Below are 19,514 nucleotides of genomic sequence, written 5' to 3' on the forward strand. Positions count from 1 at the left end.
TGTGCGTGACTCACGCCTGACCCATGCTTGACCTCGGCATGCGGCACGTGCGGTCCCCCGCTCAATGGCCGGTCCATGCCCGCCAGATGCGGCGCTGCAGCATTGCTGGCCGGTGTTTCGCCGATGGCGAGCCATGTTAACCACTCAGTGCATCGACGCGTTCGGGGTGTACACTAACCGACCCGCGTAGCACTCCGCACCGTCTTGCCCTCCGCTGAGGTTTGACGCCGCGCTCAACCGGCGCATGCGAAAACCGCCGCAGTCGATTATCCGTTCGATAGATGCAAGCGATGCCAACGGTGCGGTGTGCCGGGCCCAATTACTTACGTCTCGCAGGCTAAAAAATGGACGAACAACTTAAGCAAAGCGCTCTCGCCTACCACCAGTTTCCGAAGCCCGGCAAGATTTCGGTCACGCCTACCAAGCCACTGTCGAACCAGCTCGACTTGTCGCTCGCGTACTCGCCGGGCGTCGCCGCGGCCTGCATGGCGATCTACGAAGACCCGCTCGACGCGCAGAAGTACACCTCGCGCGGCAACCTCGTCGGTGTGATCACGAACGGTACAGCCGTGCTCGGTCTCGGCAATATCGGCCCGCTCGCTGCGAAGCCGGTGATGGAGGGCAAGGGTTGCCTGTTCAAGAAGTTCGCCGGTATCGACGTGTTCGACATCGAACTCTCCGAGTCCGACCCGGACAAGCTGGTTGAAGCGATCGCGATGCTCGAGCCTACGTTGGGCGGTATCAATCTCGAAGACATCAAGGCGCCTGAGTGCTTCTACATCGAAAAGAAGCTGCGCGAGCGCATGAAGATTCCGGTCTTCCACGACGATCAGCACGGCACCGCGATCATTGCTTCGGCGGCGATCCTGAACGGCCTGAAAGTGGTCGGCAAGAAGCTCGACGAAGTGAAGCTGGTGTGTTCGGGCGCGGGCGCGGCTGCCATCGCGTGTCTGGATCTGCTGGTGAATCTGGGCCTGTCGAAAAAGAACGTGCTGGTCACGGACTCGAAAGGCGTGATCTACGAAGGCCGCGGCAATCTGGATCCGTCGAAGGAACGTTACGCGGCGAACACCGAAGCGCGCACGCTGGCTGACGCGATTCGCGGCGCTGACGTGTTCCTCGGCTGCTCGAGCGCCGGCGTGCTGAAGCCGGAAATGGTCGTCGAGATGGGCACCCAGCCGCTGATTCTGGCGCTGGCGAATCCGGAACCGGAAATCCGCCCGGAAGAAGCGAAGAAGGTGCGTCCGGACTGCATCATCGCAACGGGCCGTTCGGACTACCCGAACCAGGTCAACAACGTGCTCTGCTTCCCGTTCATTTTCCGCGGCGCGCTGGATGTCGGCGCAACCACAATCACGGAAGAAATGAAGCTCGCGTGCGTGCGTGCGATTGCGGAGCTGGCAGAAGAAACCGACCAGGGCGATGAAGTCGCCAAGGCGTATGAAGGTCACTCGCTCGAATTCGGTCCTGACTACCTGATTCCGAAGCCGTTCGATCCGCGCCTGATCATCAAGATCGCGCCGGCTGTCGCGCAAGCCGCGATGGACTCGGGCGTTGCGACCCGTCCGATCAAGGATATGGACGCGTACCGCGAAGAACTCGGCACCACCGTGTACCGTACCGGCATGGTGATGCGTCCGGTGTTCGCCGCGGCGAAGTCGGAAGTGGCGCGTATCGTGTTCGCCGAAGGTGAAGACGAGCGCGTGCTGCGCGCAGCGCAATTCGTGCTGCTGGAAAAGATTGCCAAGCCGATTCTGGTCGGTCGTCCGTCGGTGATCGAGATGCGTCTGAAGAAGATGGGCTCGAAGCTGAAGTGCGGTGAAGACTTTGAGGTTGTCGATCCGGAAGACGATCCGCGCTATCAGCAATGCTGGCAGGCGTATCACGAACTCGGCGCGCGCGAAGGCGTCACGCCGGACGTCGCGAAGGCCGCGATGCGCAAGTTCAACACGCTGATCGGCGCGATCCTCGTGCGCCTTGGCCAGGCCGACGGCATGATCTGCGGGATGATCGGCCAGTACCACGCGCATCTGAAGTTCATCGAACAGGTGCTGGGCAAGGCAGACAACGTGCAGAACTTCGCTGCAATGAACCTGCTGATGTTGCCGGGCCGCAATCTTTTCATCTGCGATACGTACGTGAATGAAACGCCGACCGCCGAACAGCTCGCCGACATGACGATGCTGGCTTCGCGCGAAATCGAAAAGTTCGGCATCACGCCGAAGGTTGCGTTGCTGTCGAATTCGAATTTCGGCAGCGCGCCGTCTTCGTCGTCACAACGTATGGCCGCAGCTCGCAAGCTGATCGCTGAACGTGCGCCTTCGCTCGAGATCGACGGTGAGATGCACGGTGACGCGGCATTGTCGGAAGCCGTCCGCAAGGCCGCATTCCCGGGCACGACGCTGACCGGTGAAGCGAACCTGCTGATCATGCCGAACGTGGAAGCGGCAAACATCACGTACAACCTGTTGAAGATGATCGGCGGCGAAGGCGTGACGGTTGGTCCGTTCCTGCTGGGCGCTGAGAAGCCGGTGCACATCCTGACGCCGGCTGCGACCGTGCGCCGGATCATCAACATGACGGCGGTGGCTTCGGCAAACGCACGCAAGGGGTGAGCGCGCAGTCATGCGGACAGGTTGATGGTTGAAGCGACGCCGCGCGCATTGCGGCGTTTGCGGTAAGTCTGTGAGAACGCCACGGAAGTTGATTCCGTGGCGTTTTTTTATGTGTGCATTCTTGTTCTGATGGCCGTTGGTCTGAGAAATTCTTATGGAGCTAAGCGAGCTTTAAGAATGCTCCTATTCGATTCGCTGTGACACTTTTGTAAAGTTACTTCTGAGGCGCAGCACAACGCGATGGCAACGGAACAGTCGGCTGGTCAATCCTTTGCATCGAGTCAGGCGCTGCGTTTCCTCTGGTGTTGAGAAGTTCGTAGTGGCTGTAGTAGTTCTGATGGTGAAGACAGTAGTACCAATGGGTTGCAGTACTGGTAGTAAGTGTGTGTTGTTGTAGTTGGTAGTTGGTAGTTGAAGTAGCGGTTGGTAGTTGAAGTAGCAGTTGGCGGTTGAAGTAGCAGTTCGTAGTTGTAGTAGCTGTCTGGTAGTTGTTTGTTTTTGGTTGGTTGTTGTTGTGTTGTTGGAAGGCGCAGTACCGCTTGTTCTTGTACACACGCATCACGTGGCGAAACAGGCAAAAAAAGGCGACTGTCCGCGAGGACAGCCGCCTTTTCCATTTCAGGCCAATGTCGGCCGGTCAAGCCGGCAAGTTCATGCCGCGTGCTGCGTCTTCCCCGCTTCCGGCGAACGCCAGCGCGTCAGCAAGTCATTCCACTTCACCCGCACGCCTTTCAGGTTATTTTCCTTCACGTGCCCGTAGCCGCGGATACCGTCCGGCAGATTCGCCAGTTCGACCGCCAACTCACGCTTCTGCGCGGTCAGGCCACCGATCAGCTCGCGTACCAGCGCCTCGTACTCGACGATCAGCGCACGCTCCGTGCGACGCTCCTCCGTCTTGCCGAACACGTCGAGCGCCGTCCCGCGCAGGAACTTGAGTTTTGCGAGCACGTGCATGGCGCTGAACACCCAAGGTCCGTACTTCTTCTTCACCAGATGACCTTGTGCGTCTTTTTTCGAGAACGTCGGCGGCGCGAGGTGAATGTGCAGCTTCCAGTCGCCTTCGAAATTCGCCTTCAGTTTTTCGATGAACGCGGGGTCGCTATAGAGCCGTGCGACTTCGTACTCGTCCTTGTAGGCCATCAGCTTGTGCAGATTCTTCGCGACCGCTTCGGTCAACGGCAACTGGCCGTCGATCGAATCGAGCGCCGATTCTGCCACGCGCACTTGCGACACCAATGCACGATAACGGTCCGCATAAGCGGCGTCCTGGTACGCGGCAAGATAGTTGGCACGCTTGTCGATCAGCGTGTCGAGCGCCTTCGGTGTGTGCAGCGAGATGATCTTGCTGCTCGTCGTTTCCGCTGCGGCACCGCGTCCTTGCGAGTGCGCGAGCGTGCGCACCGAGGCCAGGTCGTGCGCGGCACGACGGCCCCATTCGAAAGCCGCACGGTTCTTCTCGATCTGCACGTTGTTCAGCTCGATTGCGCGCATCAGCGATTGATACGTCAGCGGCACCCAGCCGCGTTGCCACGCGTAGCCGAGCACGAACGGATTCGTGTAGATCGCATCGCCAAGTAGCGCGACGGCGAAGTGATTCGCATCGACCATATCGACGCCGTCGTCGCCCGCACCGGCACGCACGTCCGCTTCGGTGCTGCTGCCCGGAAAGCGCCAGTTCGGGTTCTTGATAAGTTCGGCGGTCGGCGTGTGCGCGCTATTGAGCACGACACGGGTCCGGCTCACCTGCATCCGCGAAACGCATTCGTCGCTGGCGGTCACGATCGCGTCGCAGCCGATCACGAGACTGGCTTCGCCCATTGCGATACGGGTCGCGTGAATGTCGCCCGGGTTCTGCGCGATCTGCACGTGGCTCATCACGGCGCCGCCCTTCTGCGCGAGACCGGTGACGTCGAGCACCGTGACGCCCTTGTTTTCCAGATGCGCGGCCATGCCGAGCAAGGCGCCGATCGTTACGACACCCGTGCCGCCGACGCCCGTCACCAGCACCCCATAAGGGCGCGCGATCGACGGTAGTTCGGGTTCCGGCACCGGTGGCATCGCGTCACCGACAATGCCGGAAGCCGCCTTCGGCTTGCGCAACTGACCCCCTTCGACGGATACGAAGCTCGGGCAGAACCCGTTCACGCACGAGAAGTCCTTGTTGCACGTCGACTGATTGATCTGGCGCTTGGTGCCGTACTCGGTATCGAGCGGCTCGACAGACAGGCAATTCGACTTCACCGAGCAATCGCCGCAGCCTTCGCACACCGCTTCGTTGATCACGACACGACGCGCCGGATCCGGATACGTGCCGCGTTTCCTGCGGCGGCGTTTCTCCGTCGCGCAGGTCTGGTCGTAGATCAGGATCGTGGTGCCGGAAATCTCGCGAAGCTGGCGCTGAACTTCATCGAGCTTGTCGCGATGGTGAATGTCGATGCTTGGCGCGAGACCGACGTTCGCGGAGTATTTCTCCGGTTCATCGGTGACGATCACGATCTTCGTCGCGCCTTCTGCGGCGAGTTGATGCGTAATCTGCGGCACGGTCAGCACGCCGTCGACCGGTTGCCCGCCCGTCATCGCGACTGCATCGTTATAGAGAATCTTGTAGGTGATGTTCGCCTTCGACGCGATCGCCGCGCGAATCGCAAGCAGACCCGAGTGGAAGTAGGTGCCGTCACCGAGGTTGGCGAATACGTGCTTATCGTTGGTGAACGGCGCCTGGCCGATCCACGCGACGCCTTCGCCGCCCATCTGGCTGAAGGTGCTGGTGCTGCGGTCCATCCACACGGTCATGTAGTGGCAGCCGATGCCGGCCATCGCACGCGAACCTTCCGGCACGTTCGTCGACGTGTTGTGCGGGCAGCCTGAACAGAACCACGGCTTGCGCTCGGCTTCGACGCGCGGACGCGCCAATGCTTTTTCCTTCGCTTCGATGACCGCGATGCGCGTCGCAATGCGCGCGCGCACGTCGGACGGCAGGTCGAATTTGTCGAGCCGAGTGGCGATCGCCTTGGCGATGATTGCCGGCGAGAGTTCGTAGTGCGCCGGCAGCAGCCAGTTGCCCATCGGCACGGACCATTCGCCACCCGCGCCGTCCTTTTCATCGAACTTGCCGAACACGCGTGGACGCTGCGCATCGGGCCAGTTGTACAGTTCTTCCTTGATCGCGTATTCGAGAATCTGGCGCTTTTCTTCAACCACCAGAATTTCATCGAGACCGCGTGCGAAGGCTTGCGCACCTTGCGCCTCGAGCGGCCATACACAGCCGACCTTATACAGACGGATACCGATGCGCGAACAGGTTTCGTCGTCGAGACCGAGATCGGTCAGCGCCTGACGCACGTCGAGGTATGCCTTGCCGCCGGTCATGATGCCGAAGCGCGCATGCGGCGAATCGATTTCGACGCGGTCCAGTTTGTTCGCGCGCACATAGGCGAGCGCCGCGTACCACTTGTAGTCGAGCAGACGCGCTTCCTGCACCAGCGGCGGATCCGGCCAGCGAATGTTCAGGCCGCCTTCGGGCATGGCGAAGTCGTCCGGCAGAACGATTTTCGTGCGGTGCGGATCGATGTCGACCGAAGCGGACGATTCGACCACGTCGGTCACGCACTTCATCGCGACCCACAGTCCGGAATAGCGGCTCATCGCCCAGCCGTGCAGGCCGAAATCCAGATATTCCTGCACGTTCGATGGGAACAGCACCGGCAGGCCGCAGGCCTTGAAGATGTGTTCCGACTGGTGCGCGAGTGTCGAGGATTTGGCGGCGTGGTCGTCGCCGGCGAGCACGAGAACGCCGCCGTGTTGCGCAGAGCCGGCCGAATTGCCGTGCTTGAAGACGTCACCGGAACGGTCGACGCCTGGGCCTTTGCCGTACCACATCGAGAACACGCCATCGTATTTTGCGCTCGGGTACAGATTGACCTGCTGCGAACCCCACACGGCGGTCGCCGCGAGGTCTTCGTTGACGCCGGGCTGGAACACGACGCGATGCGCGGCGAGATGCTGTTTCGCCTTCCACAAGGATTGGTCGAGTCCGCCGAGTGGCGATCCGCGGTAACCGGAGATGAAGCCGGCGGTATTGAGCCCGGCCGCCTGGTCGCGTTCTTGCTGCAGCATCGGCAGACGAACCAGCGCCTGGATGCCGCTCATGTACGCGCGGCCGCGTTCGAGGGTGTATTTGTCGTCGAGCGTGACGGAAGATAGCGCGGCTTCGAGCGAGGCTCGCTGACCTGCGTCTAGCGGGGCATTCATTATGTGTACTCCTCCAACCAGTTTGGGATCACCAAAACTTTTTTTGGCCGCGGCATCTTGTGAACGCTTGGGGCCGGGGTCGCCATATTGACGTGTTTTAAGTGATGGTAGCACTGGTGAAAACCCGCCGCAGCGTGCCAGAAATACGGCATCGCAGCGCCGAACTTGCGCTGAACGCGTCGGGCGACTTCCTGCGGCGCAATTCCCCTGTAACAAGCTGTAAAAACTACAAATATGAGGAACCGCAGTTGAAATGTCTGTCTAACACCCCACCTGCGAGCAATGTCTGCGCAACGCTCCGCATTCGGTGGAGCTTCAGGACAGCAGGGCAGTTAGAAAAGGAGTACGCATGAACACTAGAAACATCCAGACCTTCCTGATGGTTTCGGCCGCATTCTTCGCCATGAGCGCGCCGGTGCGCTCGAGTTCCGGCTCGAACAGCGCAGGGACGCTGTCGAACGCGATCACCAGCACGGCGCAGGTCGCGCCCGCACGCATTGCGGTGGAGCGCATTGCACGATCCACAAAGGCCGACGAGGAAGACCAGAATTCGTGATGCGTCGCTGAAGCGGCGCATCGGTTGAAAATCGGCCGTTGTCCGGGCTTCGGACAACGGCATAAACGACGAAGGGCGAGGATCGCAAGATCTTCGCCCTTTTTTATGTCTCCCAGATTCCACGTGGACCGTTGGCCGCTAGTCGTTAGGCCTTGTCCTGAACCACGCCACGACGGATCTGATCCAGCTCGATCGATTCGAACAGCGCCTTGAAGTTGCCCTCGCCGAATCCTTGATTGCCCTTGCGCTGGATGATCTCGAAGAAGATCGGCCCGATCTGGTTTTCGGTGAAGATCTGCAGCAGCAAGTCGTCGGGTGCGCCGTCGATCAGGATCTTGCGCTTACGCAATTCGTCGAGCGGCTCGCCGTGGTTCGGCACACGCCGATCGACCAGTTCATAGTATGTGTCGATCGTATCGAGCAGCGAGATGTTCGCCGCGCGCAAACCGTCCACCGTGCGATAGATGTCGTTGCTGCCCAGCGCGATGTGCTGGATGCCTTCGCCGTGGTACTGGTCCAGATACTCCTGGATTTGACCGGCTACGTCTGACCCTTCCTCATTGATCGGAATGCGGATTTTGCCGCAAGGCGAGGTCATCGCCTTGGATTTCACGCCGGTCACTTTGCCTTCGATGTCGAAGTAACGCACTTCCCGGAAATTGAACAGGCGCTCATAGAACTCCGCCCATTCCTGCATGCGTCCGCGATGGACGTTGTGCGTCAGATGGTCGATGTAGGTCAGACCGTGGCCGACAGGGTTCGGATTCGCGCCCGGAATCGGTTCGAAGTCGACGTCGTAAATATCGATGTTGCCGATAGTGCCCGGCTCAGCACCGTTCTTGCCGCGCCAGCGGTCGACAAAATAGATCAGCGAGTCGCCGATGCCCTTGATCGCCGGAATGTTGAGTTCCATCGGGCCGGTCTTGTTGTCGAAACCCCAGGCGCCTTTTTCCAGTGCCTGTTGGTAGGCCTTCGCAGCGTCCTGCACACGGAACGCGATCGCGCAGATCGACGGACCATGCAGGCGCGTGAAACGTTGCGCGAACGAATGCTGTTCCCCGTTGACGATGAAGTTGATTTCACCCTGGCGATACAGCGTCACGTCTTTGTGACGATGCCGTGCAACGGCGGTGAAGCCCATCTGTTCGAACAGCTTGCCGAGCGCCTTCGGATCCGGTGCGGTGTATTCGATGAATTCGAAGCCGTCCGTGCCGACCGGGTTTTCCCAAGTTGAAACCTGCATTGTCTGTCTCCTTCCTATTAGCGCCGGCGCGGGCCGTACGAGTTAGCGCAACTGAATGACGCAAGTGTAAAGGCCGGCTGGCGACGAAAACTTGCGAACTTAATCGCGCGCCGATACGCTCAAGCTATTTTCTAGCTCAATTTATGACATGGACGGCAGAAAATGGCCAAAATAGAGATAGACGCCATCGACAGACGCATTCTGGCGATCCTTCAGGAGAATGGCAGGCTGTCAAATCAGGAGATCGCCGAGCGCATCAACCTGTCGCCGAGCCCGTGTCTACGGCGTATCCGTCGGCTGGAAGAGAGCGGGGTGATTCGCGGCTATGTCGCGTTGCTCGATGCGCAAAAGCTTGGGCTTGATCTGCTCGCCTACGTCAACGTGCGACTGGAAAAGCGCAGCGGTCCGGGGCTCAGTCCGCGCGGCGACACGACGCATGCCGATCTGTTTCGCGCGGCCGTGCAGACGTGGCCGGAAGTGGTCGCATGTCACGCGATGACGGGCGACATGGATTACCTGCTGCGTGTGCAGGTCGAGGATATGGCGCACTTTTCACGGTTTGTGCAGGACCAGTTGCTGCACCATCCCTCTGTAATCGACGTGAAAACGAGCTTTTCGCTCGAGAAGTTCAAGGAAACAACGGCGCTGCCGATTTTGTGAGTGCTGGGCCGCGGTTAGGCGACAGACAAACAAAAAGGGCAGCCACAAGGCCGCCCTTTCTTTTGCCGAAGCGCAGGCTGTTTAGGCCGCCGCCTCAGTCGGCATAAACGACTCGAACATCTTTGACGCCTGACGCGCCTGGCGCTTGAGTGCGTAGTCGAACACCGCAGCTTGCTCCTGTAGCATCTCCGTGATGATGCTCGATTGATCCGCTGGCGACAGCGTCAGATAGGCATCTGCCTCGCCGTACGAGTATTCGATCTTCATGCCGGCCTTCTTCGCGATGTGCATCATGGTCGAATTGCGCGACAGGCAGTGCATGTAAAGCGTGGTGACATGCGTATTGCGGCTGCGTATTGCGGCGCGCTCGAAGAGCTTCGAGCCAATCCCTTGCCCGCGGACGCTTTCCAGCACCGACACGCCGAATTCGGCGGTGCGCTTGTCACCGTCGGCTGGCAGATACGCCAGGTGGCCGACGCCGGTGAGTTGCAACTGACTATTGAACACGCCGAAGACCGTGTCGCGCGTGAAGTCGATCGCGCGGACGTAGTTCTCAATGACGTGGTTCGGCACGATCTGGCCGAAGCGCAGAAGGCGGTCGTCTTCGCCGAGCGCGAGGAAGTGGGTCAGCAGTCGTTCGCGATCGATGGCGGTGAGCTCGCGGACCAGAGCAGGCGCACGACCGCCTGGCTGCAACGGACGATCGTGCGCGACGATCGGCTCAGCGGCGCGGGGTGTAATCATGTTCATGGTCGGGTTCTCCTTTTAATCGAGCGGCATGGTGCACCGCAAAAACGATTTTAGCGGATATGCCGATCCCGCACTAGGGAAAACCCGTATCAAAAACTGAGGGCAATGTCTAGAAAGTTAGCGCCCTATTTTTAATGCATTGATTATTAATGAAAATTAAATTGAACGAGCGTTCGTGACAAGTTGTCGCGCCTAGGCAACTCGTGGCAATTACTTCCTCTGAACAATGCTGCCGTGCGCAATCACCCTCGGGCAGAAGTCAGTCCGTGATCCACCATATCGACCACCTGCTCGGCGAATTCCCGGTAGCCCATCCGGCCGTCCGGCTTGAGCCAGGTGAACGTCCAGTTGATCATGCCGAACACCATCATCGTGAGCGCGGTCTGGTTTTCGCGTGTGGCGCGTTCCGGATAGGCGCGCGCCAGTTGCCGCGCAAATGCCGCGACAACATCGCGCTGGCGGTTGAGGATGACCTCGCGCTGGGTATCGACCAGATACTTCACGTCGTTCAGGAGCGCGACGTGCCGACTGTGTGAGGTCTCGTACTCGGATAGGAACGCACGGATCAGCTCGGCGAAAGTGTCGCGCTCGGACAGTCCGCGGCGTTGGCTCGCGCCTTCCACCTCCGCGATGATCAGCATCAGCCGCTTTGTGTAGCGGTCCAGCAGATCGAACAGGATCGCTTCCTTGCTCGCGTAATAGTGGTACAGGCGCGCTTTCGAGGTGCCGCTCGCGGCCGCGAGATCGGCCATCGAGGTGCTCGGGTAGCTGGTCTGGGCGAATTTCTCCGCGGCGAGTTCGAGAATCTGGTCGCGTTGGGTTTCGTGGTCGGGGGCTCGGGTACGGGCCATGGTCGTCTATTTTATTAGTGTGGACAGGGGGCAAGCGCCGCAGACAGTTCCAGCGTGCGCCATGCGCTCGCGTCGCCACGCAGCTTGATGCGACGGGTCGCGGCCAGTTCGCGGAAGCGCCACAGCACGATGCTGTCGCTCACCAGATAACAGAGTTCAGCGGTCATCAGTTCCGCTGCAACGCGCGCGGCGGGCTGCCAGTCGCCCGTGGCGTGCTCGAGAATCAGCGCGTCCAGATCGGCGAAGTTGCCGCTTGTGAAAGTGTTGTCGCGCCAGCGGCGCGTCTCGCCGTTTGCGTGCTTGGCTTCCTGCCATTCGAGCGCGAGTCGGCTGATGCGCAGAACCGAAATCGGCGCCGCGTCATGCAGACGCCCTTGCAGGACAGTCGGCGCGAACATGCCGACGGACGTCGCGCGATCTTTGCGGCTGTGCGCCCAGGCGCCCGGGTCGGTGAGGTCGCGAATCGACAGGCGCACTTCATTCAGCCGTTGCGGGCTGTTGCGCAGGTGATAGCAGACGCGGCGCAGCATCAATTGATCGGCCGCGCTTTCGCCGTGCCAGATCACCAGATTCGCGTCGCCCCGCGCGATGTTCTCCAGCGTTGCCGCCTGCTCGCGGAATTCACGAAGAAAATCGCGCCGGGTGTCCGCGCTGACTCGGTCCCAGAACTCTGCTCGCACGTCGGGTCCGTCGTCGATGCCACGCAATGGGCCGACCGCCAGATCGTCGCGCAGTGCGTGCACGCGATCGTCGCGGGCCGCCTCGGCTAGCGCGGCGCGCAATGATTCGGCGGCGACATCGCCGTTGGTGAGGTGGATGGTGCTCATCGGCAGTGGCTTGGGCTGGCAAAAAACGCAAATAACAAAAGGGGCCGCTCATCGATCGGGACTGATGTCCGATCGCGAGCGGCCCCTAGTGTAAGCGCATCGCGGACCTGCTGAAAGCGTTGCGGGCGTCGCATGGCCACCCGTCGCGCGCGACTCAACGCTCGTCGTAACTCACCACCACGCGATCGCTGATTGGATGGCATTGGCAGGTCAGCACGTAACCGTCGCGGATTTCGTGTTCTTCCAGCGTGTAGTTCTTTTCCATCTTGACCTCGCCTTCGAGCACCTTCGCGCGGCAAGTGCAGCAGACGCCGCCCTTGCATGCGTACGGCAGCGCGAGGCCGGCACGCAAGCCGACGTCGAGCACGCTCACGCCCTGATACGGCAGGCGCAGCTTGCGCCGTTTCCCATCAAGGACGATTTCGAGGTCGGCGGCCGGGGTGTCGTCGGTGATTTCGACCGGCGGCACGCCCGCTTGCGGCAGCGGCGAACCGAAGCGCTCCACATGCACTTTTTCCGAAGGTACGCCTGCGGCTTTCAGCGCGGCCTCGGCCGCATCCATCATCGGGCCGGGACCGCAGATGAAGGCTTCGTCGATGGCATCGGCCGGCAGCAGGTTGTCGATGAAGGCGGCGCACTTCTCCTGGTCGAGCACGCCGTTGAACAGCTCGACGTCCTGCAGGTCGTCCGACAGCACGTGATAGAGCACGAAGCGGTTCATGAAGCGGTTCTTCAGATCTTCGAGCTCTTCCGCGAACATGATCTGATCGACGCTGCGGTTGCCGTACACCAGCGTGAAGGTGCTACGCGGCTCGACTTCCAGCGTGGTCTTGATGATCGCGAGCACCGGCGTGATGCCCGAGCCGCCGGAAAACGCGATGTACTGCTGGCCCTGGTCGGCGTTGAGATGGGTGAAGAAGCGGCCGTCCGGCGTCATCACGTCGATGGTGTGGCCGGGTTGCAGCGTGTCGAACGCGAAGTTCGAGAAACGGCCGCCGCGCACGCGCTTGATGCCGATGCGCAGTTCGCCGTCGCGGTCGTAATCGGTGACGCCGACGCAGATCGAGTACGAACGGCGCGTTTCCTCACCGTCGATGTGCGTTTTCAGGGTGACGAACTGGCCCTGCGTGAAGCGATAGTGTTCGCGCAGTTCGACAGGGACTTCGAAGGCGACCGAGACCGCGTCGGCAGTTTCGGGCCGCACTTCGCGGATACGCAGCGGATGAAATTGCGGGGTAGCCATATCAGTATGGTTTGAAGTAGTCGAAGGGTTCGCGGCAGTCGATGCAGCGGTACAGGGCCTTGCAGGCCGTCGAGCCGAATTGCGCGAGACGCTCGGTATGCGCCGAGCCGCAACGGGGGCACGACGGCGCCGGCAGCGCGCGCGGCATGAAACGCAGCACTTTTTCCTGCGACGGAGCGGCTGAACCGCAATTGCCCGTGGGCGGCGCGATGCCATAGGCGCGCAATTTTTCGCGCGCGTCGGCGGTCATCCAGTCGGTGGTCCAGGCTGGCGCCAGCACAGTGGCGATGCGATACGGCTTCAGTTCAGCCACATCGAGCGCGTGGGCGACGTCTTCGGCGATCTGCGACATCGCCGGGCAACCGGAATAGGTTGGCGTGATCACGACTTCGAGCGTGCCGTCGGCGGCGCGGCGCACGTCGCGCAGAATGCCGAGTTCACGAATCGATACCACCGGGATCTCCGGATCAGGCACCGTTTCGAGCGCGGCCCATGCGCGCTCGAGCGTAGCGTCGGCGGTGGGCATGGCAGTCGAGGTCGTCATCGTAAAGTTCCGTTGGGTTCCGGTTGAGCGCTCGGGTGCGCGCTTACCAGGTGGCGCCGGGATGCTGGCGCGCGAGGCTTTGCATTTCGGCCAGCACGAAGCCCATGTGCTCCGAGTGCTCGCCATGCTTGCCGGCCGTGATGTGCTTGACCGCTTCGGGGAGCTTGAGCGTGGCCGGGTCGAGCGTGGCCGCTACGTCTTCGAGCCATGCTGCCTCGAGGTCCGACGTCAGCGGCCCGATGCCGGCGGCGGCGATGGCTTCCTCCACGGCGTCCGCACTAAAAAACTCACGCGTGTACGGCAGCAGATAGTCGAGCGCAGCTTGCGCGCGGCGATGCGACTCGTCCGTGCCGTCGCCGAAACGAATCAGCCATTCGCCCGCATGGTGCACGTGATAGCTGGTTTCCTTGATCGACTTCGAGGCGATCGCTGCAAGCTGTTCATCCTTCGACGTAGTGAGCGCGGACCACAGATGCGCCATTAGCGTTGAGTACAGGAAATTGCGCACGATCGTGACCGCGTAGTCCTTCTCGGCTTGCGCCGTGCCGGCGAGCGGGCCGTAATGCGGCAACTCGGCCAGCGTGTAGTTGGCGAACTCGCGTTCCGCGCGGAAGTACGCGTAGTCGTCTTCCGTGCGGCTTTTGCCGGTGAGTTGCTGTTCCAGCGAGGCGGCGTGCGTGTACAGCAGGCGCGCCTGGCCGATCAGATCCAGACTCATGTTCGACAGCGCGATGTCCTCTTCGAGGATCGGGCCGTGACCGCACCACTCGGCGTTGCGCTGACCGAGGATCAGCGCGGTGTCCGCGAGGCGCAGCACATACTGCAGATGTTGGGGCGTGATGGTCATGGCCGCGCTTACATGTGGTTGACTTCGTCGGGGAGCGTGTAGAACGTCGGGTGGCGATAAATCTTGTCGCCAGCCGGTTCGAACAGCTCAGCCTTGTCTTCCGGCGCGGATGCCGTGATCGCCGACGACGGCACCACCCAGATGCTCACGCCTTCCTGGCGGCGCGTGTAGACGTCGCGCGCCATGCGCAGCGCCATCGGCGCGTCGGCGGCATGCAGGCTGCCGCAGTGTTTATGGTCGAGTCCCTGCTTGCTGCGCACGAAGACTTCCCAAATCGGCCATTCCTTGTTCATTGCTGATCTCCTGATACTTTGTCTGGCTTGTCGCTGCGGTTAGGCAGCTTGCTGTTGTGCGCGCTGGCGCTGCTTTTCGGCGTGGGCGAGGGCGGCTTCGCGCACCCAGGCGCCGTCGTCGTGTGCTTTCACGCGGGTCGCGAGACGTTCGCGGTTGCACGGGCCGTCGCCATTCACGACGCGCCAGAATTCTTCCCAGTCGATATCGCCGTAGTCGTGTTGGCCGCGCGCTTCGTTCCACTTCAGGTCCGGATCCGGCAGCGTGACGCCGAGTACCTTGGCCTGATCGACGGTGGCGTCGACGAATTTCTGGCGCAGATCGTCGTTCGAGATGCGCTTGATGCCCCATTTCGACGACTGGTTGCTGTGAATCGAGTCTTTGTCGCTCGGGCCGAACATCATCAGCACCGGCCACCACCAGCGGTTCACGGCTTGCTGGACCAACTCGCGTTGCGCTTCGGTGCCGCTCATCATCGACATCAGCGCGTCGAAGCCCTGGCGCTGGTGGAACGACTCTTCCTTGCAGATGCGGATCATCGCGCGGGCATAAGGGCCGTACGTGCAGCGGCACAGCGGAATCTGATTCATGATCGCCGCGCCGTCCACCAGCCAGCCGATCACGCCGACGTCCGCCCACGTGGGTGTCGGGTAGTTGAAGATGCTCGAATATTTGGCTTTGCCCGAGTGCAATGCGGCGATCAACTGATCGCGCGACACGCCGAGCGTTTCGGCCGCGCTATATAGATAGAGGCCGTGGCCGGCTTCGTCCTGCACTTTGGCCAGCAGGATCGCCTTGCGCTTCAGGCTGGGCGCGCGTGAGATCCAGTTGCCTTCCGGCAGCATGCCGACGATTTCAGAATGCGCGTGCTGCGAGATTTGCCGGACCAGCGTCTTGCGGTAGGCCTCAGGCATCCAGTCCTGCGCTTCGATCTTGCCGTCGGCGGCCATGACCGCGTCGAATTGCGACTGCTCGGGCGAACTCGCTGCCGCGTCGAGCGGGGCGACATTGCCGGGGATATCCAGGGATTGCGTGTACATGGGGACGCTCTCAGCGGAAGTTGTCTGTGTGTGCGCAGTATAAACCAACCGACCGGTCGGTTAATAAATTTTTTGAGAAGAATGGCTCGTTTCGATAGGGACACCTTGGGTTCGTCGCCAAGGTGTTTCGCGAGCGTCGCCGCCCCGCGCCGACACATAACCTATAAAATTGCGAATTGGCCGCGATTTGCGGCCTTCATGCATCCCCCGGTACTCATGTTACGTCTAAGCGAAATTAAACTCCCGCTCGATCACCCCGAGAGCGTTCTCGAAGCCGGCGTCCGCGCGCGCCTCGCTGAACTCGGCGTGGGCGAGGACGGGCTCATCCGATACACCGTGTTCCGCCGCGCGCACGACGCCCGCAAGCGCACCGACATCAAGCTCACTTACATCGTCGACGTCGAGGTGAAGGATGAAGCGGCCGCGCTCAAGCGGCTCGCCGACGTGCCCCACTGCGCGGTGACACCGGACATGACGTACCGTTTTGTCGCCAAAGCACCGGCGCAGATGACTTCCCCGCGTCCGGTTGTGATCGGCATGGGGCCGTGCGGCCTGTTTGCCGGGCTGATCCTCGCCCAGATGGGCTTTCGTCCGATCATTCTCGAGCGCGGCAAGGCCGTGCGCGAGCGCACCAAGGATACTTTCGGGCTGTGGCGCAAGTCGGTGCTCAATCCTGAATCGAATGTGCAGTTCGGTGAAGGCGGCGCGGGCACATTCTCGGACGGCAAGCTTTACAGCCAGATCAAGGATCCGAAGCACTACGGCCGCAAGGTGCTCGACGAATTCGTCCGCGCGGGTGCGCCGGAAGACATTCTCTATCTGAGCCGGCCCCATATCGGCACGTTCCGCCTCGTCAGCATGGTCGAAAAGATGCGCGCGACTATTCACGAGCTGGGTGGTGAGGTGCGTTTCGAGACGCGGGTCGACGATATCGAAATCGATCAGGGCAAGGTGCGCGGGCTCAAGCTGTCGACGGGCGAGCATTTGCGCTGCGACCACGTGGTGCTGGCGGTCGGCCATAGCGCGCGCGATACCTTCCAGATGCTGAGCGACCGCGGCGTCTATATTGAAGCGAAGCCGTTTTCACTCGGTTTCCGGATCGAACATCCGCAAGGGTTGATCGATCGCAGCCGTTTCGGCAAGTTTGCGGGCCACAAGCAACTGGGCGCCGCCGACTATAAGGTCGTGCACCACTGCAGCAACGGGCGCGCCGTTTATAGCTTCTGTATGTGTCCTGGCGGCACGGTGGTCGCGGCGACTTCCGAGCCGGGCCGCGTGGTGACCAACGGCATGAGCCAGTATTCACGGGCCGAGCGCAATGCCAACGCTGGGATTGTCGTCGGCATCACGCCGGACGATTATCCGGGCGGCCCGCTAGCCGGCATCGCCTTCCAGCGCAAATGGGAAGAGCGGGCGTTCGAGTTGGGTGGCGGCAACTATATGGCGCCGGGCCAGCTTGTTGGCGACTTTATTGCCGGGCGGCCGTCCACGTCGCTGGGTTCGGTGGTGCCGTCCTACAAACCGGGCGTGCATCCGACCGATCTCAGCACGGCGCTGCCAGACTACGTAATCGAAGCGATCCGCGAAGCGTTGCCGCAAATGGACAAGAAGATTGCCGGCTTCGCGATGCATGACGCGGTGCTGACCGGCGTCGAGACGCGAACGTCGTCGCCGATTCGCGTGCGACGCCGGGATGACTTTCAGAGCATGAATGTCGAGGGCCTGTATCCGGCGGGTGAAGGCGCGGGGTATGCCGGCGGGATCTACTCGGCGGCCATCGACGGGATCGAAGTGGCCGAAGCGCTTGCGTTGAAGATGGTTGGGGTTCCGGCGGCGGTCTGACGAGTGATGGGTCTGTGCAAGCACTGAATGGCTGTTGCCCAGACGGGTTCATGGGGGCGAAGCGCTCGCGATGCATCGTCATGCGGATAACTGCTTCGCGGACGTCGCGTCTGGAGTTCCGGTGAGGGCTCTCTAGTGCCGGGCGGGCTGAATACGTCCGGTTGCGCGCAGTCCGCCGAGGACCCATACCGCCACTCGCGGTACGTTCGGCGCCGCGGCCCTGCGACCAGGCGCGGGTGATCGCACGATAGCGTTCGCGCGGTCCGCCGCGACAGAGATGGCGATCGGGCACAATGCACGTTTCGCCTCGAACTGACCACCCGAATGACCATTCGCACTCTGGCTGCCGCATATAGCGCGGCGCTGCTTTGCCAATTCGCCGTTTCCCCGACTGTTTTTGCCGCCGACGCCCCGATGCACTGGGTCACCGCATGGGCGACGGCGTTGCAACCCATTCCCCAACGGTCGGATTTGCCGCCCCTGTATCGCGCCCCGGAGGTAGCAGGGCGAACAGTTCGCCAGATTGTCTATCCGACGCTGTCCGGTAAAACCGCACGAGTCCATCTCAGCAACGAGTACGGCAAGACGGCGCTCGTCATCGAGGAGTTGCGCATTGCGCGCTCGGCCGGCGGCGCGGCTGCGCTGGGCAATGGGGAGGCGCGTGTGACGTTCGGCGGCAAGAGTTCGGTGAGCGTACCACCGGGCGCCGAGTTGGACAGTGACCCTGTCGCAATCGACATCGCCGAGGGCGCACCTTACGCGATCAGTGCGTTCACGGGGCCGGAACAGCGGATTGTGGCGTGGCATCGGGTCTCGAATCAGTTGAATTACGTTTCCGCCCCGGGTAATCACACTGCAGATACTTCCGCTGACTCGTTTCGTGGCCGGTTCACGCAATATGTGTGGGTGACGGGTTTGTCGGTGGATGCGCCGTCATCGGCTGCCGTCGCCGCGATCGGCGACTCGATCACCGACGGTATGCGCTCGAGTCTGAATCAGAATCGACGCTGGCCAGACGCGCTGGCTCGCCGGTTCGCCAGCACTGGCGACCACTCGACGGCGATCGCCAATCTTGGCATCAGCGGTAATCGCTTGTTGAGCGACTCGCCCTGCTACGGCGACGCGCTTGTCCGGCGTTTCGACCGGGACGTGCTGGAGCGCCCGGGCGTCAAGACGGCGATTCTGCTGATCGGAATCAATGACATCAACTTCGCGGAGATGCCGGCGCGTAGTGGACTCGACTGCGACTTTCCGCATACCTCGGTGACGGCCGCCGACCTGATCGCCGGCTACCAGCGCGTGATTGCGGACGCACGGCACCGCGGCGTGAAGGTGTTCGGCGCAACGTTGACGCCGGCGTCGCTGCCGGCGCCGCGGGAGAGTATCCGGCTGGCGGTCAACCAGTGGATTCGAAGCAGCCACGCTTTCGACGGCGTTGTCGATTTCGACGCTGCGCTGCGCGACCCGGCGCAGCCGAATCGTCTGCAGCGCGCCTTTGACAGTGGTGACCATATCCATCCCAGCGATGCCGGGTACGCCGCAATGGCTGAAGCGGTTCCGGTGGCTGCTGTAGTGAATTCAACCCGGAAGTGAGTCGCCAAAAAAGATTTTCGTCAAACCCTTGTCACATGACTGATGTTCGCCTATAGTTCGCCTCCTCGTTTGCGAACGAGAGCCGCGGCGGAAACCAGCGGTTGTAGCGTCAACAAGGTTTTAAGCGAAAGCGAAAAAATGTTGTTGACGAAACGAAAAAGAGCCTTCATAATCTCGTTTCTCTGCTGCTGATGCAGCGACGCAGAACGAAGCGGTGCCGGGTGGTTGTGATGTTGATGGTTGATGTCAATGTTGCGTGGCGCTGGTCCGGTAGTGAATGCGTACTCGATCTTTAAAAATTAACAGCCGATAAGTGTGGGCGCTTGATGCGCGACGCGCCGGTGGACTCTTCGGGGTCTGC

Annotated in this window: 15 protein-coding genes; 5 read left to right on the forward strand and 10 right to left on the reverse strand. The window is 61.4% G+C overall.

Annotated features, from left to right (window positions below; translation table 11 throughout):
• Positions 1 to 344: 344 nt before the first annotated feature.
• Positions 345 to 2,615 carry an NADP-dependent malic enzyme gene (locus P3T25_RS43915; protein ID WP_154566348.1) on the forward strand — a complete coding sequence of 757 codons (2,271 nt, stop codon included), beginning with the start codon at positions 345 to 347 and terminating at the stop codon, positions 2,613 to 2,615.
• A 651-nt stretch (positions 2,616 to 3,266) separates the two neighbouring features.
• Here P3T25_RS43915 and P3T25_RS43920 read toward each other — a convergent pair.
• Positions 3,267 to 6,866: an indolepyruvate ferredoxin oxidoreductase family protein gene (locus P3T25_RS43920; protein ID WP_429363627.1), complete on the reverse strand. Its 3,600-nt coding sequence runs from the start codon at positions 6,864 to 6,866 to the stop codon at positions 3,267 to 3,269.
• A gap of 349 nt (positions 6,867 to 7,215) precedes the next feature.
• On the opposite strand from P3T25_RS43920, the gene P3T25_RS43925 reads away from it, so the two are divergent.
• Positions 7,216 to 7,422 (forward strand): hypothetical protein, encoded by a 207-nt coding sequence (locus tag P3T25_RS43925; protein WP_154567282.1) that lies wholly within the window; start codon positions 7,216 to 7,218, stop codon positions 7,420 to 7,422.
• Positions 7,423 to 7,567: 145 nt separating this feature from the next.
• On the opposite strand, the gene hppD is transcribed toward P3T25_RS43925, so the two are convergent.
• Positions 7,568 to 8,665: a 4-hydroxyphenylpyruvate dioxygenase gene (gene hppD / locus P3T25_RS43930; protein WP_121108780.1), complete on the reverse strand. Its 1,098-nt coding sequence runs from the start codon at positions 8,663 to 8,665 to the stop codon at positions 7,568 to 7,570.
• A 162-nt stretch (positions 8,666 to 8,827) separates the two neighbouring features.
• Here hppD and P3T25_RS43935 point away from each other — a divergent pair, with 162 nt between their 5' ends.
• Positions 8,828 to 9,325, forward strand: coding sequence for an Lrp/AsnC family transcriptional regulator (locus tag P3T25_RS43935; RefSeq protein WP_054043236.1), 498 nt, complete (start codon positions 8,828 to 8,830; stop codon positions 9,323 to 9,325).
• 81 nt (positions 9,326 to 9,406) lie between these two features.
• On the opposite strand, the gene P3T25_RS43940 is transcribed toward P3T25_RS43935, so the two are convergent.
• The 8 genes from P3T25_RS43940 to paaA form a co-directional block, all read right to left on the reverse strand.
• Complete coding sequence (locus P3T25_RS43940; RefSeq protein WP_171928492.1) at positions 9,407 to 10,075, reverse strand: GNAT family N-acetyltransferase; 669 nt, start codon at positions 10,073 to 10,075, stop codon at positions 9,407 to 9,409.
• 242 nt (positions 10,076 to 10,317) lie between these two features.
• Positions 10,318 to 10,926 (reverse strand): TetR/AcrR family transcriptional regulator, encoded by a 609-nt coding sequence (locus tag P3T25_RS43945; protein ID WP_171928491.1) that lies wholly within the window; start codon positions 10,924 to 10,926, stop codon positions 10,318 to 10,320.
• Positions 10,927 to 10,940: 14 nt separating this feature from the next.
• Positions 10,941 to 11,753, reverse strand: a complete 813-nt coding sequence (locus tag P3T25_RS43950; RefSeq protein ID WP_154567285.1) for a DUF1835 domain-containing protein — start codon at positions 11,751 to 11,753, stop codon at positions 10,941 to 10,943.
• Positions 11,754 to 11,907: 154 nt separating this feature from the next.
• Positions 11,908 to 12,996, reverse strand: a complete 1,089-nt coding sequence (gene paaE / locus P3T25_RS43955) for a 1,2-phenylacetyl-CoA epoxidase subunit PaaE (RefSeq protein ID WP_154567286.1) — start codon at positions 12,994 to 12,996, stop codon at positions 11,908 to 11,910.
• A 1-nt stretch (position 12,997) separates the two neighbouring features.
• Complete coding sequence (gene paaD / locus P3T25_RS43960) at positions 12,998 to 13,540, reverse strand: 1,2-phenylacetyl-CoA epoxidase subunit PaaD (protein ID WP_429363632.1); 543 nt, start codon at positions 13,538 to 13,540, stop codon at positions 12,998 to 13,000.
• 43 nt (positions 13,541 to 13,583) lie between these two features.
• Positions 13,584 to 14,387 carry a 1,2-phenylacetyl-CoA epoxidase subunit PaaC gene (paaC, locus tag P3T25_RS43965; protein WP_154567287.1) on the reverse strand — a complete coding sequence of 268 codons (804 nt, stop codon included), beginning with the start codon at positions 14,385 to 14,387 and terminating at the stop codon, positions 13,584 to 13,586.
• An 8-nt stretch (positions 14,388 to 14,395) separates the two neighbouring features.
• Positions 14,396 to 14,680 (reverse strand): 1,2-phenylacetyl-CoA epoxidase subunit PaaB, encoded by a 285-nt coding sequence (paaB, locus tag P3T25_RS43970; RefSeq protein WP_007179854.1) that lies wholly within the window; start codon positions 14,678 to 14,680, stop codon positions 14,396 to 14,398.
• A 39-nt stretch (positions 14,681 to 14,719) separates the two neighbouring features.
• Positions 14,720 to 15,718 (reverse strand): 1,2-phenylacetyl-CoA epoxidase subunit PaaA, encoded by a 999-nt coding sequence (gene paaA / locus P3T25_RS43975; RefSeq protein WP_154567288.1) that lies wholly within the window; start codon positions 15,716 to 15,718, stop codon positions 14,720 to 14,722.
• A 216-nt stretch (positions 15,719 to 15,934) separates the two neighbouring features.
• Between paaA and P3T25_RS43980 the strand changes: the two genes are divergently transcribed.
• Positions 15,935 to 17,560, forward strand: a complete 1,626-nt coding sequence (locus P3T25_RS43980) for an NAD(P)/FAD-dependent oxidoreductase (protein ID WP_429363635.1) — start codon at positions 15,935 to 15,937, stop codon at positions 17,558 to 17,560.
• A 324-nt stretch (positions 17,561 to 17,884) separates the two neighbouring features.
• Entirely contained in the window at positions 17,885 to 19,153 is a 1,269-nt protein-coding gene (locus P3T25_RS43985; protein ID WP_171928489.1) for an SGNH/GDSL hydrolase family protein, read from the forward strand.
• The last annotated feature ends 361 nt before the right edge of the window (positions 19,154 to 19,514 follow it).

Source organism: Paraburkholderia sp. GAS32 (assembly GCF_050434225.1).
Lineage (GTDB): Bacteria > Pseudomonadota > Gammaproteobacteria > Burkholderiales > Burkholderiaceae > Paraburkholderia > Paraburkholderia madseniana.

Bases quoted from the DNA above. Each gene is read 5' to 3' on its own strand.
- P3T25_RS43935 (WP_054043236.1), top strand. From the start codon at position 8,828: ATGGCCAAAATAGAGATAGACGCCATCGACAGACGCATTCTGGCGATC.
- P3T25_RS43945 (WP_171928491.1), bottom strand. From the start codon at position 10,926: ATGGCCCGTACCCGAGCCCCCGACCACGAAACCCAACGCGACCAGATT.
- hppD (WP_121108780.1), bottom strand. From the start codon at position 8,665: ATGCAGGTTTCAACTTGGGAAAACCCGGTCGGCACGGACGGCTTCGAA.
- P3T25_RS43920 (WP_429363627.1), bottom strand. From the start codon at position 6,866: ATGAATGCCCCGCTAGACGCAGGTCAGCGAGCCTCGCTCGAAGCCGCG.
- P3T25_RS43980 (WP_429363635.1), top strand. From the start codon at position 15,935: ATGTTACGTCTAAGCGAAATTAAACTCCCGCTCGATCACCCCGAGAGC.
- P3T25_RS43950 (WP_154567285.1), bottom strand. From the start codon at position 11,753: ATGAGCACCATCCACCTCACCAACGGCGATGTCGCCGCCGAATCATTG.
- paaE (WP_154567286.1), bottom strand. From the start codon at position 12,996: ATGGCTACCCCGCAATTTCATCCGCTGCGTATCCGCGAAGTGCGGCCC.
- paaC (WP_154567287.1), bottom strand. From the start codon at position 14,387: ATGACCATCACGCCCCAACATCTGCAGTATGTGCTGCGCCTCGCGGAC.
- P3T25_RS43925 (WP_154567282.1), top strand. From the start codon at position 7,216: ATGAACACTAGAAACATCCAGACCTTCCTGATGGTTTCGGCCGCATTC.
- paaB (WP_007179854.1), bottom strand. From the start codon at position 14,680: ATGAACAAGGAATGGCCGATTTGGGAAGTCTTCGTGCGCAGCAAGCAG.
- paaD (WP_429363632.1), bottom strand. From the start codon at position 13,540: ATGACGACCTCGACTGCCATGCCCACCGCCGACGCTACGCTCGAGCGC.
- paaA (WP_154567288.1), bottom strand. From the start codon at position 15,718: ATGTACACGCAATCCCTGGATATCCCCGGCAATGTCGCCCCGCTCGAC.
- P3T25_RS43915 (WP_154566348.1), top strand. From the start codon at position 345: ATGGACGAACAACTTAAGCAAAGCGCTCTCGCCTACCACCAGTTTCCG.
- P3T25_RS43940 (WP_171928492.1), bottom strand. From the start codon at position 10,075: ATGAACATGATTACACCCCGCGCCGCTGAGCCGATCGTCGCGCACGAT.
- P3T25_RS43985 (WP_171928489.1), top strand. From the start codon at position 17,885: ATGACCATTCGCACTCTGGCTGCCGCATATAGCGCGGCGCTGCTTTGC.